This window comes from Paroceanicella profunda (genome assembly GCF_005887635.2).
Classification (GTDB): Bacteria; Pseudomonadota; Alphaproteobacteria; order Rhodobacterales; family Rhodobacteraceae; genus Paroceanicella; species Paroceanicella profunda.
On record NZ_CP040819.1, the window covers coordinates 566,540 to 586,520 of the forward strand.

Consider the following 19,981-nt stretch of genomic DNA (forward strand, 5'->3'; position numbering starts at 1 on the left):
GGCCCGATGACCCTGCGGCCCGCCGTCCGGCGGGCCGGACGACCGACCCTGCGCCGGCCCCCCGGCGCCCGACCTGCCTTCCCCCGGCGGGGCCGTCCGCCGGACCGCCCCGCCGGGCTGCCGCCCACGACGCCCTGCCCTGCCGCGCGCTCTTCCCGACCCGTCTGCTCCAAGGACCCGAACCGATGCCAACATTCGCCTCCGACCTGCTCGCCACCATCATCTCCGGCCAGTCCTGCCTCGTGAACGGCAGCTGGCGGAGGGCGGCGTCCGACGCCACCTTCGAGGCGCTCAGCCCCTCGGACGGCACCCGGGTCGCCCGGCTGGCGGCGGGGTCCGCTGCCGATATCGACGCGGCCGTGGCCTCCGCCCGCGCCGCCTTCGAGACCGGCCCCTGGGGGCGGATGCCCGGCTTCGAGCGCGGCCGCCGGCTGATGGCGCTGCGCGGGCTGATGCTGGACAACCGCCAGCTTCTGGCCGAGCTGGAGGCCCGCGACATCGGCAAGCCGATGGCCCAGGCGCTGGCCGACATCGACGTGGCCGCCCGCTACTTCGAGTTCTACGCCGGCGCGGCGGACAAGATCGGCGGCGAGACCATTCCCCTGCCGCCCGAGTTCCTGGCCTTCACCCTGCGCGAGCCGCATGGCGTGGTGGGCCAGATCATCCCGTGGAACTACCCCGCGCAGATGGGCGCGCGCTCGATCGCCGCCAATCTCGCCGCCGGCAACACGCTGGTGGTCAAGCCCGCGGAGGACGGCTGCCTCTCGGTGCTGCTGCTCTGTGCGCTCGCCGTCCGCGCCGGGGTGCCGGACGGGGTGATCAACCTGGTGACCGGCTATGGCCACGAGGCCGGCGCGGCCCTCGCCCAGCACCCCGGGCTGGACCACATCGCCTTCACCGGCTCGCCGGAGACCGGCACGGTGGTGCAGGTGGCCGCGGCGCGCACCTATACCAGCTGCACGATGGAGCTGGGCGGCAAGTCTCCGCAGATCGTCTTCGCCGACGCGGACATGGAGCGCGCGCTGCCCATCCTGGTGAAGGCCATCGTGCAGAACGCGGGGCAGACCTGTTCGGCCGGCGCGCGGGTGCTGGTGGAGGCCGCCGCCTGGGAGCGGGTGTCCGCCGCGCTGGGGGCCGCCTTCGAGGCGCTCACCGCCGGGCCCTACTGGCTGGAGTGCGACCTGGGGCCGCTGGTGAATGCCCGCCAGAAGACCCGGGTGGAGGGCTTCCTCGCCCGCGCCGAGGCGGATGGCGTGCCGCTCGTGGGGCGCGGGCAGGTCTCTCCCAAGGCACCGGCAACGGGGCATTACGTGGCCCCGCATGTCTTCGGGCCCGTGCCGCCGGAGCATGAGCTGGCGCGCGAGGAGGTGTTCGGCCCGGTGCTGGCGCTGATCCCGTTCGAAACCGAGGCCGAGGCCATCGCCATCGCCAACGGCACCGCCTACGGGCTGGTCTCCTCGGTGTGGACCCGGGACGGCGCGCGCCAGATGCGCGTCGCCCGCGCGCTGCGCTCGGGGCAGGTGTTCGTGAACACCTACGGTGCCGGCGGCGGCGTGGAACTGCCGTTCGGCGGGGTGGGCAAGTCCGGACACGGGCGGGAGAAGGGGCTGGCCGCGCTGGAGGATCTCACCCGCCTCAAGACGGTGATGATCGACCACGGCTGACCGGCGCCGCGGCCCGGAGTGAACGACCGGATTCTTCAACTGACAGATGCAATCACCTGATGCTAAACTACTATCGTCTCAGGTTTCGTATGGAGTTGAGGAACGGATTTGTACATCTCCGGCACCGGGCCCCGGATGTTCGCCCTGTTTTCTGCACGGGGACCTGCGCGGGGATCACACGGTCCCCGGACCGTCGGCCTGACCGGGTGGCAGCGGGGTGTCCGGGACGATGATTGCGCCCCGGCGGGCCGGTCAGCGGAGGGTCCGGCCGGTGGCAGGCCCGGATTCGCCCCTGACCAGGCGGGGAGCGCGGAGCCCGGCGGGGGACCGGTCTGCGCCCCTCCGGCCGGCGCATCCCGGCCCGCGCGGAGGGCCCCGGACCGCGCCGCGCGGCCCGTCCGGCTGCGCCCTGCCCGCGCGGCGCGCCGGGCCTGTCACGCAACCCTGCTCATCTGCGCCGCGCTCCTGCTCGCCGCCCTGCAGGGCGCGCTGCCGGCCAGCGCCCAGATGCAGCCGCTGCCCGGCGGCGTGGTGGCCCTGAGCGAGCAGGAACGGGCCTGGGTGGCGGCGCATCCGGTGATCAGTGTCGCCAACACGATGGACTGGGCGCCGTTCAACGCCACCATCTCCGGGCGGCCGGAGGGGATGAGCGTCGAGCTCATGTCGCTGATCGCAAGCCGGCTGGGCGTGCGCCTGCGCTTCGTGAACGGCCTGCCGTGGGGCGAGATGATGACCGGCTTCCTGCGCGGCGAGATCGACGTGATGCCGGCGGTCTACCGCACGCCGGAGCGCGACGCGCTCATGGACTTCACCTCCGCCTATGTCTACAATCCGCCGGCGCTGGCGCTGCGGGCGGAGGATTCCGCCATCCGCCGGCTGGACCAGCTTGCCGGGCGCAGGGTGGGGGTCGTGTCCGGCTCCGCCCTGCTGGACCTGGTGCGCCGCACCCGGCCGGGCCTCGAGATCGTGCCGCTGCAATCGGTGACTTCCGGGTTCGAGGAGCTGGTGGACGGGACGATCGACGCGCTGCTCGACACCGCCGGCACCATCGGCCACCTGCTGGACACCGGGCCGGCCAACGGCCTCGTCATGCATCTCGACGACACCCTGCGCGGCGTGGCGGACATGCACCTGCGCATCGGCGTGCTGCGCGGCAACCCGGTGCTGCTGGGCCTGCTGCAGAAGGGGCTCGACACCGTCACCCCGCAGGAGCGCTTCGCGCTGGTGCGGCGCTGGCTGCCGGATCTGGGCATGCGGGAGGAGAGCTACCTGGGCGCGCTGGACCTCACCCCCGCAGAGCGCGCCTTCGTCCAGGCGCATCCGCGGCTGCGCTTCAGCGCCCGCTTCAACCTCATACCGGTGGAATTCACCGATGCCGACGGCACCCATGCCGGCATCGTCTCCGACATTCTCTCCCGGGTGTCCGCCAGCACCGGGCTGATGCTGGAGATGACGCCGGACCGCAACTTCGCCGAGCAGGTGGCCGCGCTCACCGCCGGGGAGACCGATTTCATCTCCGCCGCCCAGCCCGGGCCGGAAACCGACCGGCTGCTGGATTTCACCCGGCCCTACCTGACGGCGCCCGTGGTGCTGCTCACCCGCACGAACGCGCCCTTCCTGCGCGACATCGACGGGTTGCAGGGGCTGCGGGTCGGGGTGGTCTACGGCTCCCCGGTGCATGACCAGGTGGAGCGCAGCCATCCGGGGCTGGCGCTGGAGAGCGCGCCGGACATGACCACCCTGCTCACCGCGCTCTCGGACGGCGGGATCGACGTGGCCATCGCGAACCTGATGATGGCGGGCCACGCGCTCGACGAACTGGACCTGGGCAACGTGAAGGTGGCCTCCAGCACCGGGTTCACCACCAGCTACGCCATGGCGGTGCGCAAGGGCGACACCGTGCTGCGCGACGTGCTGCAGACGGCGATCGACGCGATCGACCCGCGGGACATGGACAGTTTCCGCAACCGCTGGGCGGCGCTGCGCCTCGAGACCGGGCCGGACATCCGGACCGTGCTGGCCTGGGGCGTGCCGGTGACGGGCGCGGTGGTGGCGCTGCTCATCGTCGTGGTGCTGTGGAACCGCCGGCTGCGCCGCGAGATGCGCGAGCGCCGGGTGGCGGAGCTGCGCATCACCGAGCAGGCGCTGGAGCTGGAGCGCCAGCGCAACCTGCTGCAGGTGGTGATGGACGCGATGACGGTCGGCGTGGTGGCCTTCGACCGCGGGCTGCGGCTGATCACCTGGAACCGCAAATTCGTCGAGATCCGCGGCTACCCGGAGGACATGCTGCGCGAGGGCATGCCCTTCGAGGCGCTGCTGCGCTACGATGTCGAGCATGACGAGTTCGGCCCCGGAGACCCAGAGCGCCTGTTCGCCGAGCGGCTGGAGCGCATGCGCAGCTTCAAGATCTCCGCCATGGAACGCCCGCGCCCGGACGGCCGCTTCATCGAGATCCGCGGCAGCCCGCTGGCCGGCGGCGGCGTGGTGACCATCGTGACCGACACGACCGAGCGCAAGCGCTCCGAGCAGAGCCTGGGCCGGGCGCTGGAGGAGAACCGCCGCCAGAGCGAGCGCCTGCGCGGCCTGGCCGACAACCTGCCGGCCATGGTGTTCCAGTTCGGCGCCGGCCCGCGCGGCGAGGTGGTGTTCACCTATTGCAGCGCCAACATGCGCCGGATGTTCGCGATGGACCGCCCCGGCGAGGCGCCGAGCACCGCGGCCTTCTTCGAGCGCGTGCTGCCCGGAGACAACGCGCGCGTGCGCGCCGCCCTGCAGGGCGCGCTGGACACGCGGCAGGGCGCGCTCGCCCTCGCCTTCGGCATCCGCGCGCCGGACGGCACGGAGCGCTGGCTGGACGCGAGCATGCGCGCCTATGAGCTGCCCGGCGGCGGGCGGCACTGGGACGGGCTGATCCTCGACGTGACGGACAGGCGCCGGGCCGAGGACACGCTGCGCTCCAGCGAGGCGATGCTGAAGACCATCCTCGCCGCCAGCCCGCTGGGCGCCACGATGATGCGCCCGGACGGACGGCTGGAGTATTTCAACCCGCGCCTGGCGGAGATGCTCGGCGTGGCGCCGGACCGGCTGGAGCAGGCCTCGCTGGGCGCGTTCTTCCTCGATGACGCCCGGCGGCAGGACCTCTTCGCCCGGCTGGCGCGGCACGGGCGCACCGACGCCCTGCACCTCGCGCTGCGCCATGCGCGCGGCACCCGGGTGGACACGCTGTTCACCTGCCGGGAGAACCCCTCCGGCGAGGGGTTCATCGGCTGGCTGGACGACATCACGGAGCGGCTGGCCACGGAGGCCCGCCTCGGCGAGAAGATGGAGGAGCTGGAGCGCTTCTCGCGCATGGCCGTGGGGCGCGAGATGCGGATGATCGCGCTCAAGGCCGAGGTGAACGCGCTGCGCGCGGAGCTGGCCCGCCCGGCGGCCTACGAGATCGCGGAATGATGCTGGCGCGCCTGTCCCGCTGGCTGGACCCGCGCGCCAGCCTGGGCGGGCGGCTGACCTTCTTCGCCCTGCTGCCGGCCACGGTGCTGATCTCCCTCGCCCTCGCCTTCGGCAACTGGCACGTGAGCCGGGAGGCCGCCCGGCAGGAGCGGGAGCACCTGGTGGGCGTCGCCGCGCAGGTTGCCCGGCAGATCGAACTCGGCAACGCGCGGGCGATGACCGCGGCGCAGATGATGGCGGACGTGCAGGCCTCCGGCCTCTACGGCAACCTGCCCGGGTCCGTCGCCTTCCTGCGCCGGGTGATGGAGCATGCGCCGGATTTCACCTCCGCCTATGTCGCCTACGACGCCGCCCCCGGCCCGCCCGTGCCGCCCCGCGCCGCTCCCGGAGACACTGGCCTCCCGGGCAGCGCACCCGGCGGGCAGGCCCCCGCCGGCCCCGGCGCATCCGGCCCGCAGGCCGCTCCCGGTGCGGCCCCCGGGGAGGACGTGCCCGCCACCGACGCGCAGACGCCCGACGGACAGGCTCCCGGCACGTCTCAGGAGGGGACCCGCGGGCAGACATCCGGCGACACCGCAGCGGACGCACCCGGCGGGCAACCCCCTGGCGACACCGCAGCGGGCGCATCCGGCGGGCAGGCCCCTGGAGAGACCTCCGCGGAAGCGCCCGGCGGGCAGGCCAGTCCCGGTGCTGCCCCGGGGGCGCCGGGCGACGGCGCGCTTGCCGACGCGGCACAGCCGGGCATCGCCCGGGCCTTCGACGCGCGGGGCCGCTTCCTGCCCCGGTGGGAGCGCGACCCGCTGAGCGGCACCCTGCATCTCGAAGCGCTCGACGACCTGGATACCAGCCTCCCCTACACCGGGGTGCGCAACGCCTTCCTGGCCACCGGCATGCGCGGCCCCACGGTGAGCGAGCCCCATGCTCATGCCGATCAGGTGCATGTGGACACGCTGGCCCCCGTGGTGGTCGACGGGGTGTTCCGCGGCGTGGCCGGGGTGGGGCAGTCCCTGCCCACGATCGCCGCGAGCCTGGGCGTCGCGGCCCGGGACCATGGGGTCGACATCCTGCTCCTGAGCCAGCAGAACCGGCTGATCGCCGACACCATGCCCGACGGCGCCACGCACCGCACCCAGCCGATCAGCGACCTCCCGCTCGGCGCCACGCTCGCGCCCCTGCTGCTGCGCGACAGCGACGGCCGGTTCCTGACGGCGCGGGACCCGGAGACGGGCCGGGCCATCGGTTTCGCCAGCTTCCCTGTGGCGGCCGGAAACTGGCTCGTGGTGGTGCGCAGCGCCGAGGGCATGGCAACCGGGCCGCTGGTGCGCGCGATGGCCCACACCGGCTGGCTGGTGCTGGGTGCGCAGGCCATCGCGATCCTGCTGCTGGTGCTCGGCACCCGCCACATCAGCCGCAGCATCGGCTCGGCGGTGCAGGGCGCGCGCAGCATCGCGCGCGGCGCCACGGACTGGACGCCCGCGCATGCCCCCGGCGCCGACGAACCGGGCCAGCTGCAGCGCAGCTTCGCCGAGCTCTGCGACAGCTACCGCGAGATGACCGCGATCTGCGAGGCCATCGCCAAGGGGGATTTCAGCCGCCGGCTGGACCCGCGCTCGACGGAGGACCGGCTGGCCCGGGCGATCAACGACATCATCCGCACCCGCTCCGCCGCCGAGGACGCCCTGCGCGCCGCCGAAGCGCGCAGCAGCCTGATCCTCGCCTCGGTGGAGGACGGCATCATCGGGCTGGACCCGGAGGGCGTGGCCACCTTCGTGAACCGCGCCGCGGCCGCGATGCTGGGCTACGAGGCCGCGGACCTCATCGGCGCACCGGTGGCCGAGACCATGCGCCGCCCTCCGGGCAGCGCCGCGCATCCCGATGCCGAACTGCTCTGGCGCGCGGACGGCACCTCCTTCCCGGTGGAATATTCCACCACGCCGATCCTGCGTGCCGGCACGACGATCGGCAGCGTGATCGTGTTCCGCGACATCACCGCCCGGCGCGCCGCCGAGGGGGAGATCCGCGCCGCGCACCGGCGCCTGCAGGAGATCCTCGACAATTCCAACATGCTCGTGGTGATCAAGGACCCGGACGGGCGCTACCAGCTCACCAACGCGGAGTTCGACCGCAAGTTCGGCCGCACCTGCGAGGGGCTGGACGACGAGGCGCTGTTCCCGCCGGAGGTGGTGAGCGAGCTGCGCGCGCACGAGGCGCAGGTGCTGGCCGGCGGCATGCCGATGCAGTTCGAGGAAGCCATGCCCGTGGACGGGGTGGTGCACACCTTCATCACCACGCGCTTCCCCCTGAAGGACGAGACCGGCGCGCCCTATGCGGTGGTGGCGGTGGCCACGGACATCTCGGCGCGCAAGGCGATGGAACGCGAGCTCTCCGCCCGGGTGGAGGAGCTGGGCGAGGCCCGCCGCGCGGCCCTCAACATGATGTCCGACCTCTCGGAGGAGCGCAAGCTGGCCGACGGCCTGCGCGCCCGTGCCGAGGCGGCGAGCGCCGCGAAGTCAAGCTTCCTCGCCATGATGAGCCACGAGATCCGCACGCCGATGAACGGGGTGATCGGCATGATCGACCTGCTGCGCGACACCGGGATGGATGCCGACCAGTCCGCCATGCTGGAAACCGCGCGGGATTCCGCCTTCGCCCTGCTGCAGATCATCAACGACATCCTCGACATCTCCAAGATCGAGGCCGGCAAGATGACCATGGAGGTCGTCGGGGTGGAGGTGCAGGAGGTCGTGGAGGGCGTGGCGGAGACCCTCGCGCTCTCCGCCGCTCAGCGCGGCGTGCGGCTGAGCGTGCATGTCGCCCCCGACCTGCCCGGCCAGGTGCTTTCCGACCCGGTGCGCCTGCGCCAGATCCTGTTCAACCTGGTGGGCAACGCGATCAAGTTCACCGCCGGGGTGGAGGGCCGCCCCCGCACCGTCTCCCTGCGCGCGGAGGCAACCGGCACCCCACGCCCCGACGGCCGGCAGATGGTGCGCTTCACGGTCCGCGACACCGGCATAGGCATTTCCGCCGAGGCGATCGGGCGGCTGTTCCAGCCGTTCTCGCAGAGCGATTCCAGCACCGCGCGGCGCTTCGGCGGCACCGGGCTGGGCCTGTCGATCTGCAAGACGCTGAGCGAGCTGATGGGCGGCACCATCACCGTGACCAGCACCCCGGAGGAGGGCTCCTGCTTCACCGTGGACCTGCCGCTCATGCCCGATGCGGCGGCGGCCGGGGCGCCCTCCGCCCTGCCCGATCTCACTGGCCTCACCCTGGGGGTGATGACCCTCTACGCCGACACGGCCGACACCGTGACCGCCTATTGCACCCGCCAGGGCGCGGAGACCCTGCGCCTCGCGGATCTCGCCGCCCTGCGCGCCGCCGCCCCCGGCCTCGACGTGCTGCTGATCTCCGGCGCGCTGGGGCCGGACATCGTGACCCCGGCCCTGACGCAGTACCGCGTCGCCCGCCCGGGCGGGCCCTGCGTGCTGCTGAGCACAGACCCGGTGGGCCGGCGCGGCCCGGCCGTCCCCGGCACCGTGGTGACGGATGCGCGCCCGGTGCGCCGGGCCCGGCTGCTGCGCGCCGTGGCCGTGGCCGCCGGCCGGCTCGACCCGGCCGCGCGGGAGGAGACCCGCGCCGCCCCCGCGCCGCGCGCGCCCTCGCCGGAGGCGGCACGGACCGCCGGGCGCATGGTGCTGGTCGCCGAGGACAACCCCTCGAACCGCGACGTGCTGCGCCGCCAGCTCGAACGGCTGGGCCATGCCTGCGAGATCACCTCCAACGGGGTGGAGGCGCTGGCCGCCTTCCGCGCCGCGCCGGGGGCCTATGGCGCGCTGCTCACCGATTGCCACATGGCGCGCATGGACGGGTTCGCACTCGCCAGCGCCATCCGCGCGATCGAGGCCGGCGGGCCGGACCGGCTGCCGATCATCGCCGTCACCGCGAACGCGCTGCAGGGCGAGGGCCCGCGCTGCGTGGCCGCCGGCATGGACGATTTCCTGCCCAAGCCGGTGGACATGGCCCGGCTGCGCGACGTGCTGGGCCGCTGGCTCGGCGCGCCCGCCGTGGCCCTGCCGGAGCCCCGCCCGCGCGACGAGGCCCTGCGCCTGCGGGCCGGAACCCTGCACAGCTCGATCACCGCCGGCATCGCGCGGCGCGACGCGGAGGCCGTGCGCCTCGCCGCCGCCACCCTCGCGACCACCGCCGCGGAGGCCGGCGCGCGGGAGATCGCCCGCCTGGCCCGCGCGCTGGAGGGCGCCGCCGCCGCGCTGCCGCCCGAGGCCGGCCTCGCCCCGCTGCACGGTTTCGCACGCGACATCGGCCGGGCCGTCTCCGCCCTGGACGGGGAGACCGCCCCCCGCCCGGGCGGGCGCGTGGCCCCCGCGCCCGGCGGCATGCTGCACGCCCCGCCGCCGCCCGCCCCGCTGCGATCGCTCGACCCCAGCGGCCTGATGACGATGTTCAGCGACGAGACCACGGTGCGCGACATCCTGCGCGACTTCGTGCACCCCGCGCGCGGCATCGCCGGGGAGATCGAGGCCGGGCTGCGCGGCCAGTCCGCCGATGCGATCTGCAAGGCCGCGCACAAGTTGCGCTCCTCCTCGCGCGCGGTGGGCGCGCATGTGCTGGCCGACCTCTGCGAGGCCTTCGAGGAGGCCGGACTGCGCGGCGACTGGCCCACCCTGCACGACCTGCATCCGAAGCTGGAGCCGACCCTGCACGCCGCCTTCCGCCAGATCGACGCCCTCGTGGCCGACATCCCGGACAGACCGGCGTGACCCCTCCGCCGCCGCGCCCGGGCAGCGCGGGTGCCGCCGGCGCGCGCCCCGGGGCCTGCCCCGCCGAGGCGCCCGCGTCCCCGGCCCGGACCCGGGCAGGCGCCGGTGCGCCTTGCCCCCCGCGTGCCGCGAACCGGGCTATGCCTTGCCCGCGTTGCGGATTATGCTGAGCGCCCGGCCGCGGCACGGGCCACGATCCGGCCGGCCGCCGGGCCCGCTCCCGGCGCGCACGGCCTGCGCCGGGCGCCGCACTGGTCCGGCCGCCGGCCCCGGCCGAGGGAGACGTGAATGCCCGTGATGTGCGGCCTCAATGTCCTCGTCATCGACGACGAGCCCTTCATGCGGTCGCTGGTGAGCCGGCTGCTGAGCGTGATGGGCGCCGCCTCGGTGACCGCCTGCGCCGAGGGGCGCGCCGCGCTCGACACCGGCGTGTCCGGCATCGACCTGGTGCTGTGCGACCTCAACATGCCGGGCATGGACGGGCTGGAGTTCCTGCGCCTGCTGGCGGAGACCCGCTACCAGGGCGCCGTGGTGCTGATGAGCGGCGAGAACCCGCGCATTCTGGAGACCGCGCTGTCGCTGGCGCGCGCGCATGGGCTGGACGTGCGTGGCGCGCTGGCCAAGCCGATCACGCCGGATGCGCTGCGCGCGGTCCTGCCCCGTGCGCTTCCCGCGCGCGCAGAGGCTCCCGCACCCGGCCCCGGCCCGGAGCCGGACTGCGACGTGCCCTTCACCCCGGAAGACCTCGCGCGGGCCATCACCGCCCGGGCGGTGGAGGTGCATTTCCAGCCCAAGGTGCGGGTGAGCGACGGGAAGGTGATCGGGGCGGAGGCGCTGGCGCGATGGCGGCTGGACGGCCGGCCCGTGCCCCCCGCGCGGTTCATCCTGTGCGCCGAGGAAAACGGGCTGATCGACGCGCTGACCGACGTGGTGTTCAGCAAGGCGGTGCGGCAGGCCGGCCGCTGGCAGGCCGCCGGCCGGAACCTGAAGGTGTCGGTGAACATCTCCGTGCTGTCGCTGGACCGGCTGGACCTGCCGGATTACATCGTCGACACCGCCGCCGCGGCCGGGGTGGACCCCACCGCGCTGGTGATCGAGCTGACCGAGAGCCGCCTGATGACCGACCTGCGCCGGCCTCTCGAAGTGCTCACCCGGCTGCGGCTGAAGGGCGTGGGCCTCGCGATCGACGATTTCGGCACCGGCTATTCCACCCTGGAACAACTGCGCCGCATTCCCTTCACCGAGCTGAAGGTGGACCGGCTGTTCGTGGCCGGTGCGGCGCAGGATGCCACCGCCCGGGCGATCCTGGAATCGAGCGTCGCCCTGGCGCGCGCGCTCGGCCTGGAGACGGTGGCCGAGGGCACGGAGACCCGGGAGGACTGGGACCTGATGAGCGCCCTCGGCGTGGACATGGTGCAGGGCTTTTTCGTGGCACGCCCGATGCCGGCGGAGGAATTCGACGCCTGGCACGCCCTCTGACCGGGCCTGCCCGGCCGCGGCACCCGCCTCTGCAACCCGGGCAACCATCTCCCCGGTGGCCGCGCCGGACAGCGGGGCGGCCGCCGGCGCGCCTTCCCCTGTCCGCCCTCACTCCCGCCCCCCGTCGCCCCTCGCCCGGATGCAGCGGGCAGCGGGCAGCGGGCAGCGGGCAGCGGGCAGCGGGCAGCGGGCAGCGGGCAGCGGGCAGCGGGCAGCGGGCAGCGGGCAGCGGGCAGCGGGCAGCGGGCAGCGGGCAGCGGGCAGCGGGCAGCGGGCAGCGGGCAGCGGGCAGCGGGCAGCGGGCAGCGGGCAGCGGGCAGCGGGCAGCGGGCAGCGGGCAGCGAACCTGCTCTGCCCCGGGCCCCGGCGCAAGTCCCGCGGCGTTCTGCGTTGCGGGTGAACCGGCGCGGTCTGCCGCGCCCACGGGCGCTGACCGGCGGAGGGGGGCGGAGGCCCGCCGTTCAACGACCGGGGGAGGCAGCGAACGCCTGCCGTTCAACGCCGCGCCCTCGCGCTGTCCCCCCCGGGGCGCCCGGGGCACCGGGGGCGATGTTTCCCGGGGCCGGTCGCGCGCCGTTGACGCCATCGCCCTGCCGGTGAAGGCGGCCGGGGCTCCCCGGCAAGGCGCCTCGCCACCCTGCGGGGGTGGGCAGCATCGGGGAACCGGCGCCTCCGCGAGCCCTTCCGCAGGGGCGCGGGTGTCAGGCCTTGGGGCCGGCCAGCCGCTCCGCGCGCGGGCGGCGGAAGGTCTGGCGGCCGGCCTTCCAGCCCGCCAGCACCGGCGCCGGGCCGCGCAGGGCCGTCACCGGGTCCGGCGCGTCGAGGAGCACGATGTCTGCCGGACCGCCCGCGCGCAGGCCATGCGGCGCGCCCAGCTGTCGGGCGGCGGCGGCGGCCACCATGTCGAACAGCGCCGCGATGCCGTCATCCGTCGCCACCTGGCCGGCGATGGCATAGAGGTTCGCGATGCGCGCCAGCGACGCGTCCCCGAACGGGGTGAACGGGTTGAGGATGTTGTTGCTGGCGAGCGAAACCGTCACCCCCGCCGCGCGCAGGGCCATGGCCGGCGCGAGGCCGCGCGGCACCAGCCGGTCCACGCCCCGCCCCCCGAGGAAAAGGTCCGTCGCCGGCAGGATGCTCACCGCCACGCCCGCGCGCGCCAGCCCCTCGGCCAGCCGCGCCACCGCCTCCGGCGCCATGGCCGAGAGCTTGGTGACATGGCCCACGGACACCCGGCCGCCGAGGCCGCGCGCCGCGGTCTGCGCGATGATCTCCGGCAGGATGGAGCCCTGCGGGTCGAGGTCGAAATCGGCGTGGAAATCCGCCGGCACGCCGAAGCGCTCCGCGAGGTCGAGGATGGCGGTGACATGCGCCACCGGGTCCGGATCGGTATAGGGGCAGCCGCCCACGGAACCGGCACCGCCCGCCAGCGCCGCGACGAGGAGCTCCGCGGTCTCCCGCTCGTTGGTGAGGCCTTCCTGCGCAAAGGCGCAGAGGTCGATGTCGATGGCCTCCGCCCAGGCCGAGCGCCGCTCCAGCAGCGCCGCGAAGGAGCGCAGGCCGGCGCGCGGGTCCACCTCCACGAAGGAGCGCAGGCGCGTGGTGCCCTGCAGCACGGCCATCTCCAGCACCCGGTCGGCGCGGGCGGAGACGTCCGCCTCGGTGAAGGCGGCCTTGGCCTTCGCGCTGCCGGTAATCGCCTCGGCCAGCGTGCCCTCGCAGATCGGGCACCGCTCCAGGATGCAGGCCTTGTCGAGGTGGATATGGCTTTCCACGAAGCCGGCAAAGGCGAAGGCGCCGCCCGCCTCCACCCGCCGCGCGCCGCCGGGCAGGCCCCGCGCCATGGCGGCGATACGCCCGTCGCGCACCCCGATGTCCAGAGGCGCCCCGGGCCCGACGCGCGCCCCGGCGATGACGAGATCGAATTCCATGCGGCTCCCCCTGCTGCCCCGCCCCCTTGATGGCACGGCCGCGCGCGGTGAGAAAGCCCCGGCCGCGCAGGCAGGTCCCCGCCCGACGGAGAGCGGAGCGCATCGGTCTTCCAGCCTGCACCCCAGCAACAGTGCGGGAGGGGATACGCGCGGGCAGCGGGACGTCAGGCCGCGCCGACGGACCGCGGGGCGTGGTGCGCCGGACGGCGGGCGCATCGGGCCCCGCGTGCATCGCCGTCGCACTGCGGGAGGGGCGCCGGGGACAGGGCGATGCACCGCCCGGCGGCGGGGCGCGCTGGTGCGTCGCCGGTGGGGGCGGAGGCAGTGGCGGGCTCTGCTGCGGCGGGGCGCTCGATACAGAGGGCGCGCTGCGCGGGCGCAGGATGCCGGGAGCAGGAGCGCCCGGCGGCCGGGCCGGGACACCGGATCGCGCGGATGCGGGAGGCGCCGGGGCGGCGCCGCGGAGCCGGATCGTTCAGGCGCGGGGGCCGAGGCGGGCGCGCAGTTCCTCGGTCACCTCGGTGGCGGCCTCGCGCACCAGGCGGGCCCAGAGCTGCATGCGGCCCTCGTCGGCGCGGAAGATCGGCCCGGTGACGGAGAGGCCCGCCGCCCGGCTGCGCCCCGAGGAGGGGATGGGCGCGGCCACGCAGCGGATGCCGGGGCCATGTTCCTCGCGGTCGAAGGCCACGCCCTCCGCCCGCACGCGGGCCAGTTCCTCCAGCAGCGGGCCGGGCCCGGTGTGGGTGTTGCCGGTGAAGCGCTCGAAGTCGAGGCGCGCGACCACGGCCGCGACCTCCTCCGCGTCGAGGGTGGAGAGCGCGGCCTTGCCCACGCCGGTGCAATGCAGGGGGCGGTGTTGCCGATCTGGGAATGCATCCGCACCGCCTTCCGGCTCTCGACCTTGTCGAGATAGACCATCGAATCGCCGCTGAGCACCGCGAGATGCACGGTCTCGCCGGTGGCGTCGTGAAGGCGGCGCAGGTAGGGCTCGGCCACGGCGCGGAAGGCGTTCTCCGCCCAGGCGCGCGAGGCGAATTTCAGCAGCCGCAGCCCCAGGGAGTAGGAGTGCCCGCGGTCGATGGTCACCAGCCCCTCGGCGGCGAGATTGGTCAGCTGCCGGTGCAGGGTGCCGCGCGGCTGGCCGGAGACGTTCAGAATGTCGGTGAAGCGCATCGGCCCTTCGGCCGAGGCAATGATCTCGAGCACGTCGACGGCCTTGCCGAGGGTTCCGGTCTGCCTCTCCGAGCCGAATTCGCCCGGTATGCGTCGTCCCATCGTCGCCCCACCCCCGTTTGCGGACCGCCCGGTCCAGCAGCCCCCACCACCTGCCCGTGCGCCCCGCCGAAACGCGTCCTCGCAGACCGCGCCTCCCGGGCGGAGCCAGGCTGCGCGGACATCGCGCGCCCCCGGGCCAGGGCCCCGACACGCGCCCGGTCGCTTGACAGGCACCACACGGGCTTTCTATCGTTCCGGATAACAGAAGTCAATTCCGGATAGTGGAACTCCCCGACGGGCGATTCCTCCGGGCGAAGGGACAGCGACCATGGTGAGGGCAGGCAGCGGGCTGACGCAAGCGGCACGGGGCGAGACGGCATGAGCGGGGCGTTCTGCGCCGCGGTGGACTGGGGCACCTCGAGCTTCCGGCTCTGGCTGCTGGACGCGTCCGGCGCGCCGCTGGCCGAGCGCCGCAGCGACCAGGGCATGTCCGGGCTCACCGGCGGCGGCTTCGGCACGGTGCTGGAGAGCCACCTCGCGGCGCTCTCCGCGCCCGCGGACCTGCCGGTGGTGGTCTGCGGCATGGCCGGGGCACGGCAGGGCTGGATCGAGGCACCCTATGTCGACACGCCGGCCGCGCTGGACAGGGTGGCGGACCACTGCGTGCGCCCGGAGCACGCGGCGCGCGAGGTGCGCATCCTGCCCGGCGTCGCGCAGCGCGACCCGGCCGCGCCGGACGTGATGCGCGGTGAGGAGACCCAGCTTCTGGGCGCCTTCGCCGGGCAGGACGGCGCCGGGCTCGCCTGCATGCCCGGCACGCATTCCAAGTGGGTACGGCTGTCGGGCACCCGGATCGACGGTTTCTCCACCGTGATGACCGGCGAGATGTTCGCCGCCCTGGGGCATCACACCATCCTCTCGCATTCGCTCGCGGAGCCCGAGGGCGAGGCGGCCGCGGCGGCCTTCGCGGCGGCGGTCCGGCGGGCGCTGGCCCGCCCGGAGGCCCTGGTGTCGGAGTTCTTCCGCATCCGCGCCGGCGGCCTGCTGGGCTTCGCCGCGCCGGGCACGGGCGGTGGCACGCTTTCCGGCCTGCTGATCGGCGCGGAGATCGCCGCCGCCCGGGCACTGGCCGGCCTGCCGGAGGAGGTGACGCTGATCGCCTCCGGCGCGATCGCGGAGCGTTATGGCACGGCACTTGCCCTTGCCGGCTGCACCACCCGGCGCATAGATGCAGACGGGGCCGCGCGGGCGGGGCTCTTTGCCGCCGCCACGCGCCTGTGGCCCACCCGGAACCGGAGAGACTGAAGCATGACCCAGAGCACCCCCTGGCCCGCGCCCCGGCGCCCGCTTGTCGCCATCCTGCGCGGCGTCGGCCCGCAGGAGATCGAGGGCATCGCCGCCGCGCTGATCGAGGCCGGGTTCGAGGCGCTGGAAGTGCCGCTGAATTCGCCGGACCCGTTCCGCTCCATCGAGCTGGCCCGGCGTCTCGCGCCCGACACTTGCCTCGTCGGCGCGGGCACGGTGCTGGAGCCGGCGCAGGTGGACCGGCTGCACGGCGCCGGCGGCACCCTGGTGGTGAGCCCGAACGTGGAGCCGGCGGTGATCCGCCGCGCCACCACGCTGGGCATGGTCACCATGCCCGGGGTGTTCACCATCACCGAGGCCTTCACGGCACTGAAGGCCGGGGCCTCGGCGCTGAAGTTCTTCCCCGCCAGCGTGCTGGGGCCCTCGGGCATCCGGGCGCTGCGCGCGGTGCTGCCGGCCGATGCGGTGGTGGGCGCGGTGGGCGGCGTGTCGGAGACCGATTTCGCGGCCTATGTGGCGGCCGGAACCGGCGCCTTCGGCCTCGGCTCCAGCCTCTACAAGCCGGGCTTCACCGCCGAGGAGGTGGGCGTGCGCGCCCGTGCCGCCGTGGCCGCCTGGGACGCCCTCTCCGAGGGCTGAGCCATCGGCGCGCCGGCCGGGTGCGCCTGCGCCGGCGGGCCGTGCGCCGGGAATGACGGCCAAGGCAAGGCCACGGACGGATTCGGCCCCCCGCCGGGTTCGCGCGCTCGGGAGCCCGCGCGCCCGGGCGGAGGGCCGTGCGCCAGGCATGACAGCCGAAGGCGGGGCACGGACGGCTTCGGCCCGCCCGGGCCGGGTTCGCGCGTTCGGGAGCCCGCGCCCGGGCGGAGGGCTGTGCGCCAGGCATGACAGCCGAAGGCGGAACACGGACGGCTTCGGCCCGCCCCGCGCACCGGCCGGGTACGCTCGCCCGGGCGGAGTGCCCCGCTGGCGCTGTCGGATCGACGGGACCTTCCGGACGCAACCGGGCAGGCGGCCCGCCCGGGCATGGCCAGGGAGACCTGCTCCGGCCTCTCGTCAGCCTCCGTCCGTGGTGCAGGCTGCACCGCTGCACGCGCCGGCCGCGTGACGGGCCCGCTTCGGAGCCGCGACACTTTCGGGTCTGGATTGGATACGATCTTGACATCGTTTTGCATACACAGCACAAGCGGGTGGACAGAAACGCCCTCCGGCGCGCCCCTAGCGCCGCTCCGGGCGCGGCCGGTCTTCCGCAGTCCCGCGGCAGGTCGCCGCGTCGGGACAGACAGAAGGACCCGCCATGAGTGCAGACGCCCCGCGCCGCCGCTTCGACTTCGACACGCTGAGCCCGCTCGAGCGCTACAAGCTGCTCATCGGCTCGGTCGTGCCGCGCCCCATCGCCTGGGTGACCACGGTGGACCCGGAGGGCCGGGTGAACGCCGCGCCCTACAGTTTCTTCAACGTGCTGTCGCATGACCCGGCACTGCTGGCGCTCGGGGTGGAGAACCACGCCGACATGCGCCGCAAGGACACAAGCAACAACATCCGCCTCACCCAGGAATTCACCGTGAACATAGTGGACCACGCGCTGGTGGAGGCGATGAACGTCACCGCGGTGCCCTTCCCGCCGGAGGTGGACGAACTGGCCGCGGCCGGGCTCACCGCCGTTCCGGGCGCGCGCGTGGGCTGCCCCTACATCGCCGAGGCGCCGGTGGCGCTGGAGTGCCGCAACTACACCACGCTGTCCATCGGCCGCTCACGCGAGATCGTGCTGGGCGAGGTGCTGGCGATGCACATCCGCGCGGACCTGGTGAACGAGCGCCTGCACGTGGACCCGGCCGGGCTGGACGCGGTGGGCCGCCTGGGCGGACAGGGCTATTCCACCCTGCGTGACCGGTTCGACCTGCCCTCGATGAGCCTCGCGCGGTGGCAGGAAAGCCTCGCCGCGACCGAGGAGAGCTGAGCCCGGGGGCCTGCCATCTGTGGCGCTCAGCCGGGGGCAGCCACTGGCCACCTGCCGCAGGCGGCACTCGCCCGATAGGGGTCGCCTTCCGTCTGCCGTCTGCCGTCTGCCGTCTGCCGTCTGCCGTCTGCCGTCTGCCGTCTGCCGTCTGCCGTCTGCCGTCTGCCGTCTGCCGTCTGCCGTCTGCCGTCTGCCGTCTGCCGTCTGCCGGGAGGATCATTCCGTGCGCAGGTTGGCGCGCCAGCGTTCGGTGAACAGGGCCTTCTTCTGCCGGTCGGTGGCGGCGAGCAGGGCGGCGGAGAGCGGGATCAGCCGCAGGATGGAGGCGGCGCCGTCCGGCATGTCCAGATCCGCCTCCTCCGGGTCTCCGAAGCGCACGATCAGCCGGGAGCGGATGAGCGCGGCGCGCCCCGCGTCCGACAGCATGAAGTCCAGCAGGGCCGCCGCCGCGCGGCCATGCGGGGCCTGCCGCGGATGAAGGCGGCGCGCGACAGCACCAGCGTATAGTCCTGCGGGCGACCACCGCGAGGTCCGGGTTCTCCTCCGCGCGGGCCAGCGCGTAGGAGCCGAGGATGTTGTAGCCGATCAGCAGCCGCCCGGAGGCCACCGCGTCGGCGATCTCCAGCGAGCAGCAGGTGGCGATGGCCCCGGTGCGCCCGAAGGCCTCCAGCAGGCTGCCGAAGGTGGTGGCCTGCTGCGCATCGGCGAAGGCGAAGAGATAGCCCAGCCCGGAGGCCTCGATGTCATAGGTGCCCACCCGCCCGGCGAAGCGGGTGTTCGCCGGGCGCAGGAGGTCGATGAGGTCGAATCGCGAGCGCGGCGCCTCCTCGGGGGAGACCAGCCGGCGGTTGTAGATGATCACCGCCGGCTCACGCGTGACACCGAAGAGCTCGTTGCGCCAATTCTCCGCCAGCGGCAGGGCGGTGGTGGCCTCGGAGAGATGCGGTTGCGCGCAGCCGTCGTTCACCAGCTTCACCTGCTGGTCCACCGCCGAGCTGATGACGAGATCCGCCACCGGCGCCCGGCCGGCGCAGCCCGCCGCCGTCTCCGCCCCCAGCGGGTTCGAGCCCCATTGCTCATAGCGCACGCCCAGGTCGGCGCGGGTGGCGAGGAAGGCGCGCAGCAACGGCGCGAAGGCGCCGATGTCCGCCGCCCCGCGCACCACCAGCCAGCCCTCCGGCGGCGCCACGCCGAACTCGGCCACCGCCTCGGGCACCGAGGGCGTCGGCGCGCCCCGCCCGATCGGCCCGCGCGCCGCCTCCGGCACGGCGGCGTCCCGCGCCCCTCCGGCGTGCGGGCCATCAGGGGACGGGGCGGTGCCCCCCTCCGTGCATCCTGCGGCGCTGCCGGACCCTGCTTGCCGCTTGGCGAGCCTTCCTCCCCTGCGTCTCGCGGCGCCACCGGGCTTGCGTGCCGCGCGGGGCGGCGGCCTCACCCGCGCTTCGCGGCGCCGCCAAACCCTGCGTGCGGTTCGGCGAGCCCTCCTCCCGCGCGCCCTGCGGCGTTGCCGGGCCTTGCGTGCCGCTTGGCGAGCCTTCCTCCCCGGCGTCCCGCAGCGCCGCCGGGCCTTGCGCGGCGCGCGGCGCGGCGGCCTCACGCGCGCCGGTGGGGGGCGAGGCGCCCTGCCCTGCGGCGGGAGTGACGGGGGCCGCGACGCCCCGGGCCGGCAAAGCCGTCTCCTGCGCGGGACCCGGGCGCGGCAGGGCCAGAGCAGGGCGGCGAGGCGAGCGAGCAGGCGCGGAGTGTCCGGCCGAAAGTCATCCTGTTTCCCTTCGAAGGAGGCCAGGGGCCGCGCGCGCGCTCCCGTCGCGTGCCGCGGGGGCCACGGGCCGCCGCGTTCCGGACACGCCGTCCGGACGGCGCGCGGTCATGCTCCGGCCTCCGGCGGGCCGGGCACGGCGGGCAGCACGAGCGCGGCTTCGAAACCGCCTTCGGCGCCCGGGCGAAGGCCAGCCGGCCGGAATGCGCCCGCGCCACGGCATGCACGATGGCAAGGCCCAGGCCGGCGCCGTCCGGCGTGACACCGGCGGCGCGAGAAGCGGGCGCCGGCATCGCGCCAATGGTCCTCGGGCGGGCCGGCGCCACGATCTCGCACCCGATGGTCGCGGTGCCGGGCGCCGCCGCGCTCACACGCAGGGTCACCGGCAGGATGCGTGGCGGAAGGCGTTGTTCACCAGGTTCTTGCAGGCCTCGGTGAGCGAG

9 protein-coding genes and 1 pseudogene are annotated in these 19,981 nt (G+C 74.6%); 7 read left to right on the top strand and 3 right to left on the bottom strand.

The window, feature by feature from the left end; genetic code table 11:
* Positions 1-185: 185 nt before the first annotated feature.
* The 4 genes from FDP22_RS20650 to FDP22_RS20665 all read left to right on the top strand — a co-directional run bounded on the left by FDP22_RS20650 (position 186) and on the right by FDP22_RS20665 (position 11,368).
* A complete protein-coding gene (locus FDP22_RS20650) occupies positions 186-1,664 on the top strand; it encodes an aldehyde dehydrogenase family protein (protein WP_138574011.1) in 1,479 nt (492 codons plus the stop codon).
* Positions 1,665-2,171: 507 nt separating this feature from the next.
* On the top strand, positions 2,172-5,114 hold the full coding sequence (locus FDP22_RS20655) for a transporter substrate-binding domain-containing protein (protein WP_138574010.1): 2,943 nt from the start codon (positions 2,172-2,174) through the stop codon (positions 5,112-5,114).
* On the top strand, positions 5,111-9,889 hold the full coding sequence (locus FDP22_RS20660; RefSeq protein ID WP_138574008.1) for an ATP-binding protein: 4,779 nt from the start codon (positions 5,111-5,113) through the stop codon (positions 9,887-9,889). The genes FDP22_RS20655 and FDP22_RS20660 overlap by 4 nt, the downstream gene beginning before the upstream one ends.
* 288 nt (positions 9,890-10,177) lie before the next feature.
* On the top strand, positions 10,178-11,368 hold the full coding sequence (locus FDP22_RS20665; RefSeq protein WP_138574006.1) for an EAL domain-containing response regulator: 1,191 nt from the start codon (positions 10,178-10,180) through the stop codon (positions 11,366-11,368).
* Between the two features lie 701 nt (positions 11,369-12,069).
* On the opposite strand, the gene FDP22_RS20675 is transcribed toward FDP22_RS20665, so the two are convergent.
* Together FDP22_RS20675 and FDP22_RS20680 are read right to left on the bottom strand one after the other, a co-directional pair.
* Positions 12,070-13,299: an amidohydrolase family protein gene (locus FDP22_RS20675; protein WP_138574004.1), complete on the bottom strand. Its 1,230-nt coding sequence runs from the start codon at positions 13,297-13,299 to the stop codon at positions 12,070-12,072.
* A gap of 475 nt (positions 13,300-13,774) precedes the next feature.
* Positions 13,775-14,472: pseudogene (locus FDP22_RS20680) on the bottom strand (IclR family transcriptional regulator).
* A gap of 420 nt (positions 14,473-14,892) precedes the next feature.
* Between FDP22_RS20680 and FDP22_RS20685 the strand changes: the two are divergent.
* The 3 genes from FDP22_RS20685 (at position 14,893) to FDP22_RS20695 (ending at position 17,779) form a co-directional block, all read left to right on the top strand.
* A complete protein-coding gene (locus FDP22_RS20685; protein ID WP_138574000.1) occupies positions 14,893-15,819 on the top strand; it encodes a 2-dehydro-3-deoxygalactonokinase in 927 nt (308 codons plus the stop codon).
* 3 nt (positions 15,820-15,822) lie between these two features.
* Entirely contained in the window at positions 15,823-16,458 is a 636-nt protein-coding gene (locus FDP22_RS20690; protein ID WP_138573998.1) for a 2-dehydro-3-deoxy-6-phosphogalactonate aldolase, read from the top strand.
* Positions 16,459-17,116: 658 nt separating this feature from the next.
* A complete protein-coding gene (locus tag FDP22_RS20695; RefSeq protein ID WP_138573996.1) occupies positions 17,117-17,779 on the top strand; it encodes a flavin reductase family protein in 663 nt (220 codons plus the stop codon).
* A 216-nt stretch (positions 17,780-17,995) separates the two neighbouring features.
* On the opposite strand, the gene FDP22_RS25005 is transcribed toward FDP22_RS20695, so the two are convergent.
* The gene (locus FDP22_RS25005) at positions 17,996-18,205 is read right to left on the bottom strand and encodes a hypothetical protein (protein ID WP_143972289.1); all 210 of its coding nucleotides are present in this window, start codon (positions 18,203-18,205) and stop codon (positions 17,996-17,998) included.
* Between the last annotated feature and the right edge of the window lie 1,776 nt (positions 18,206-19,981).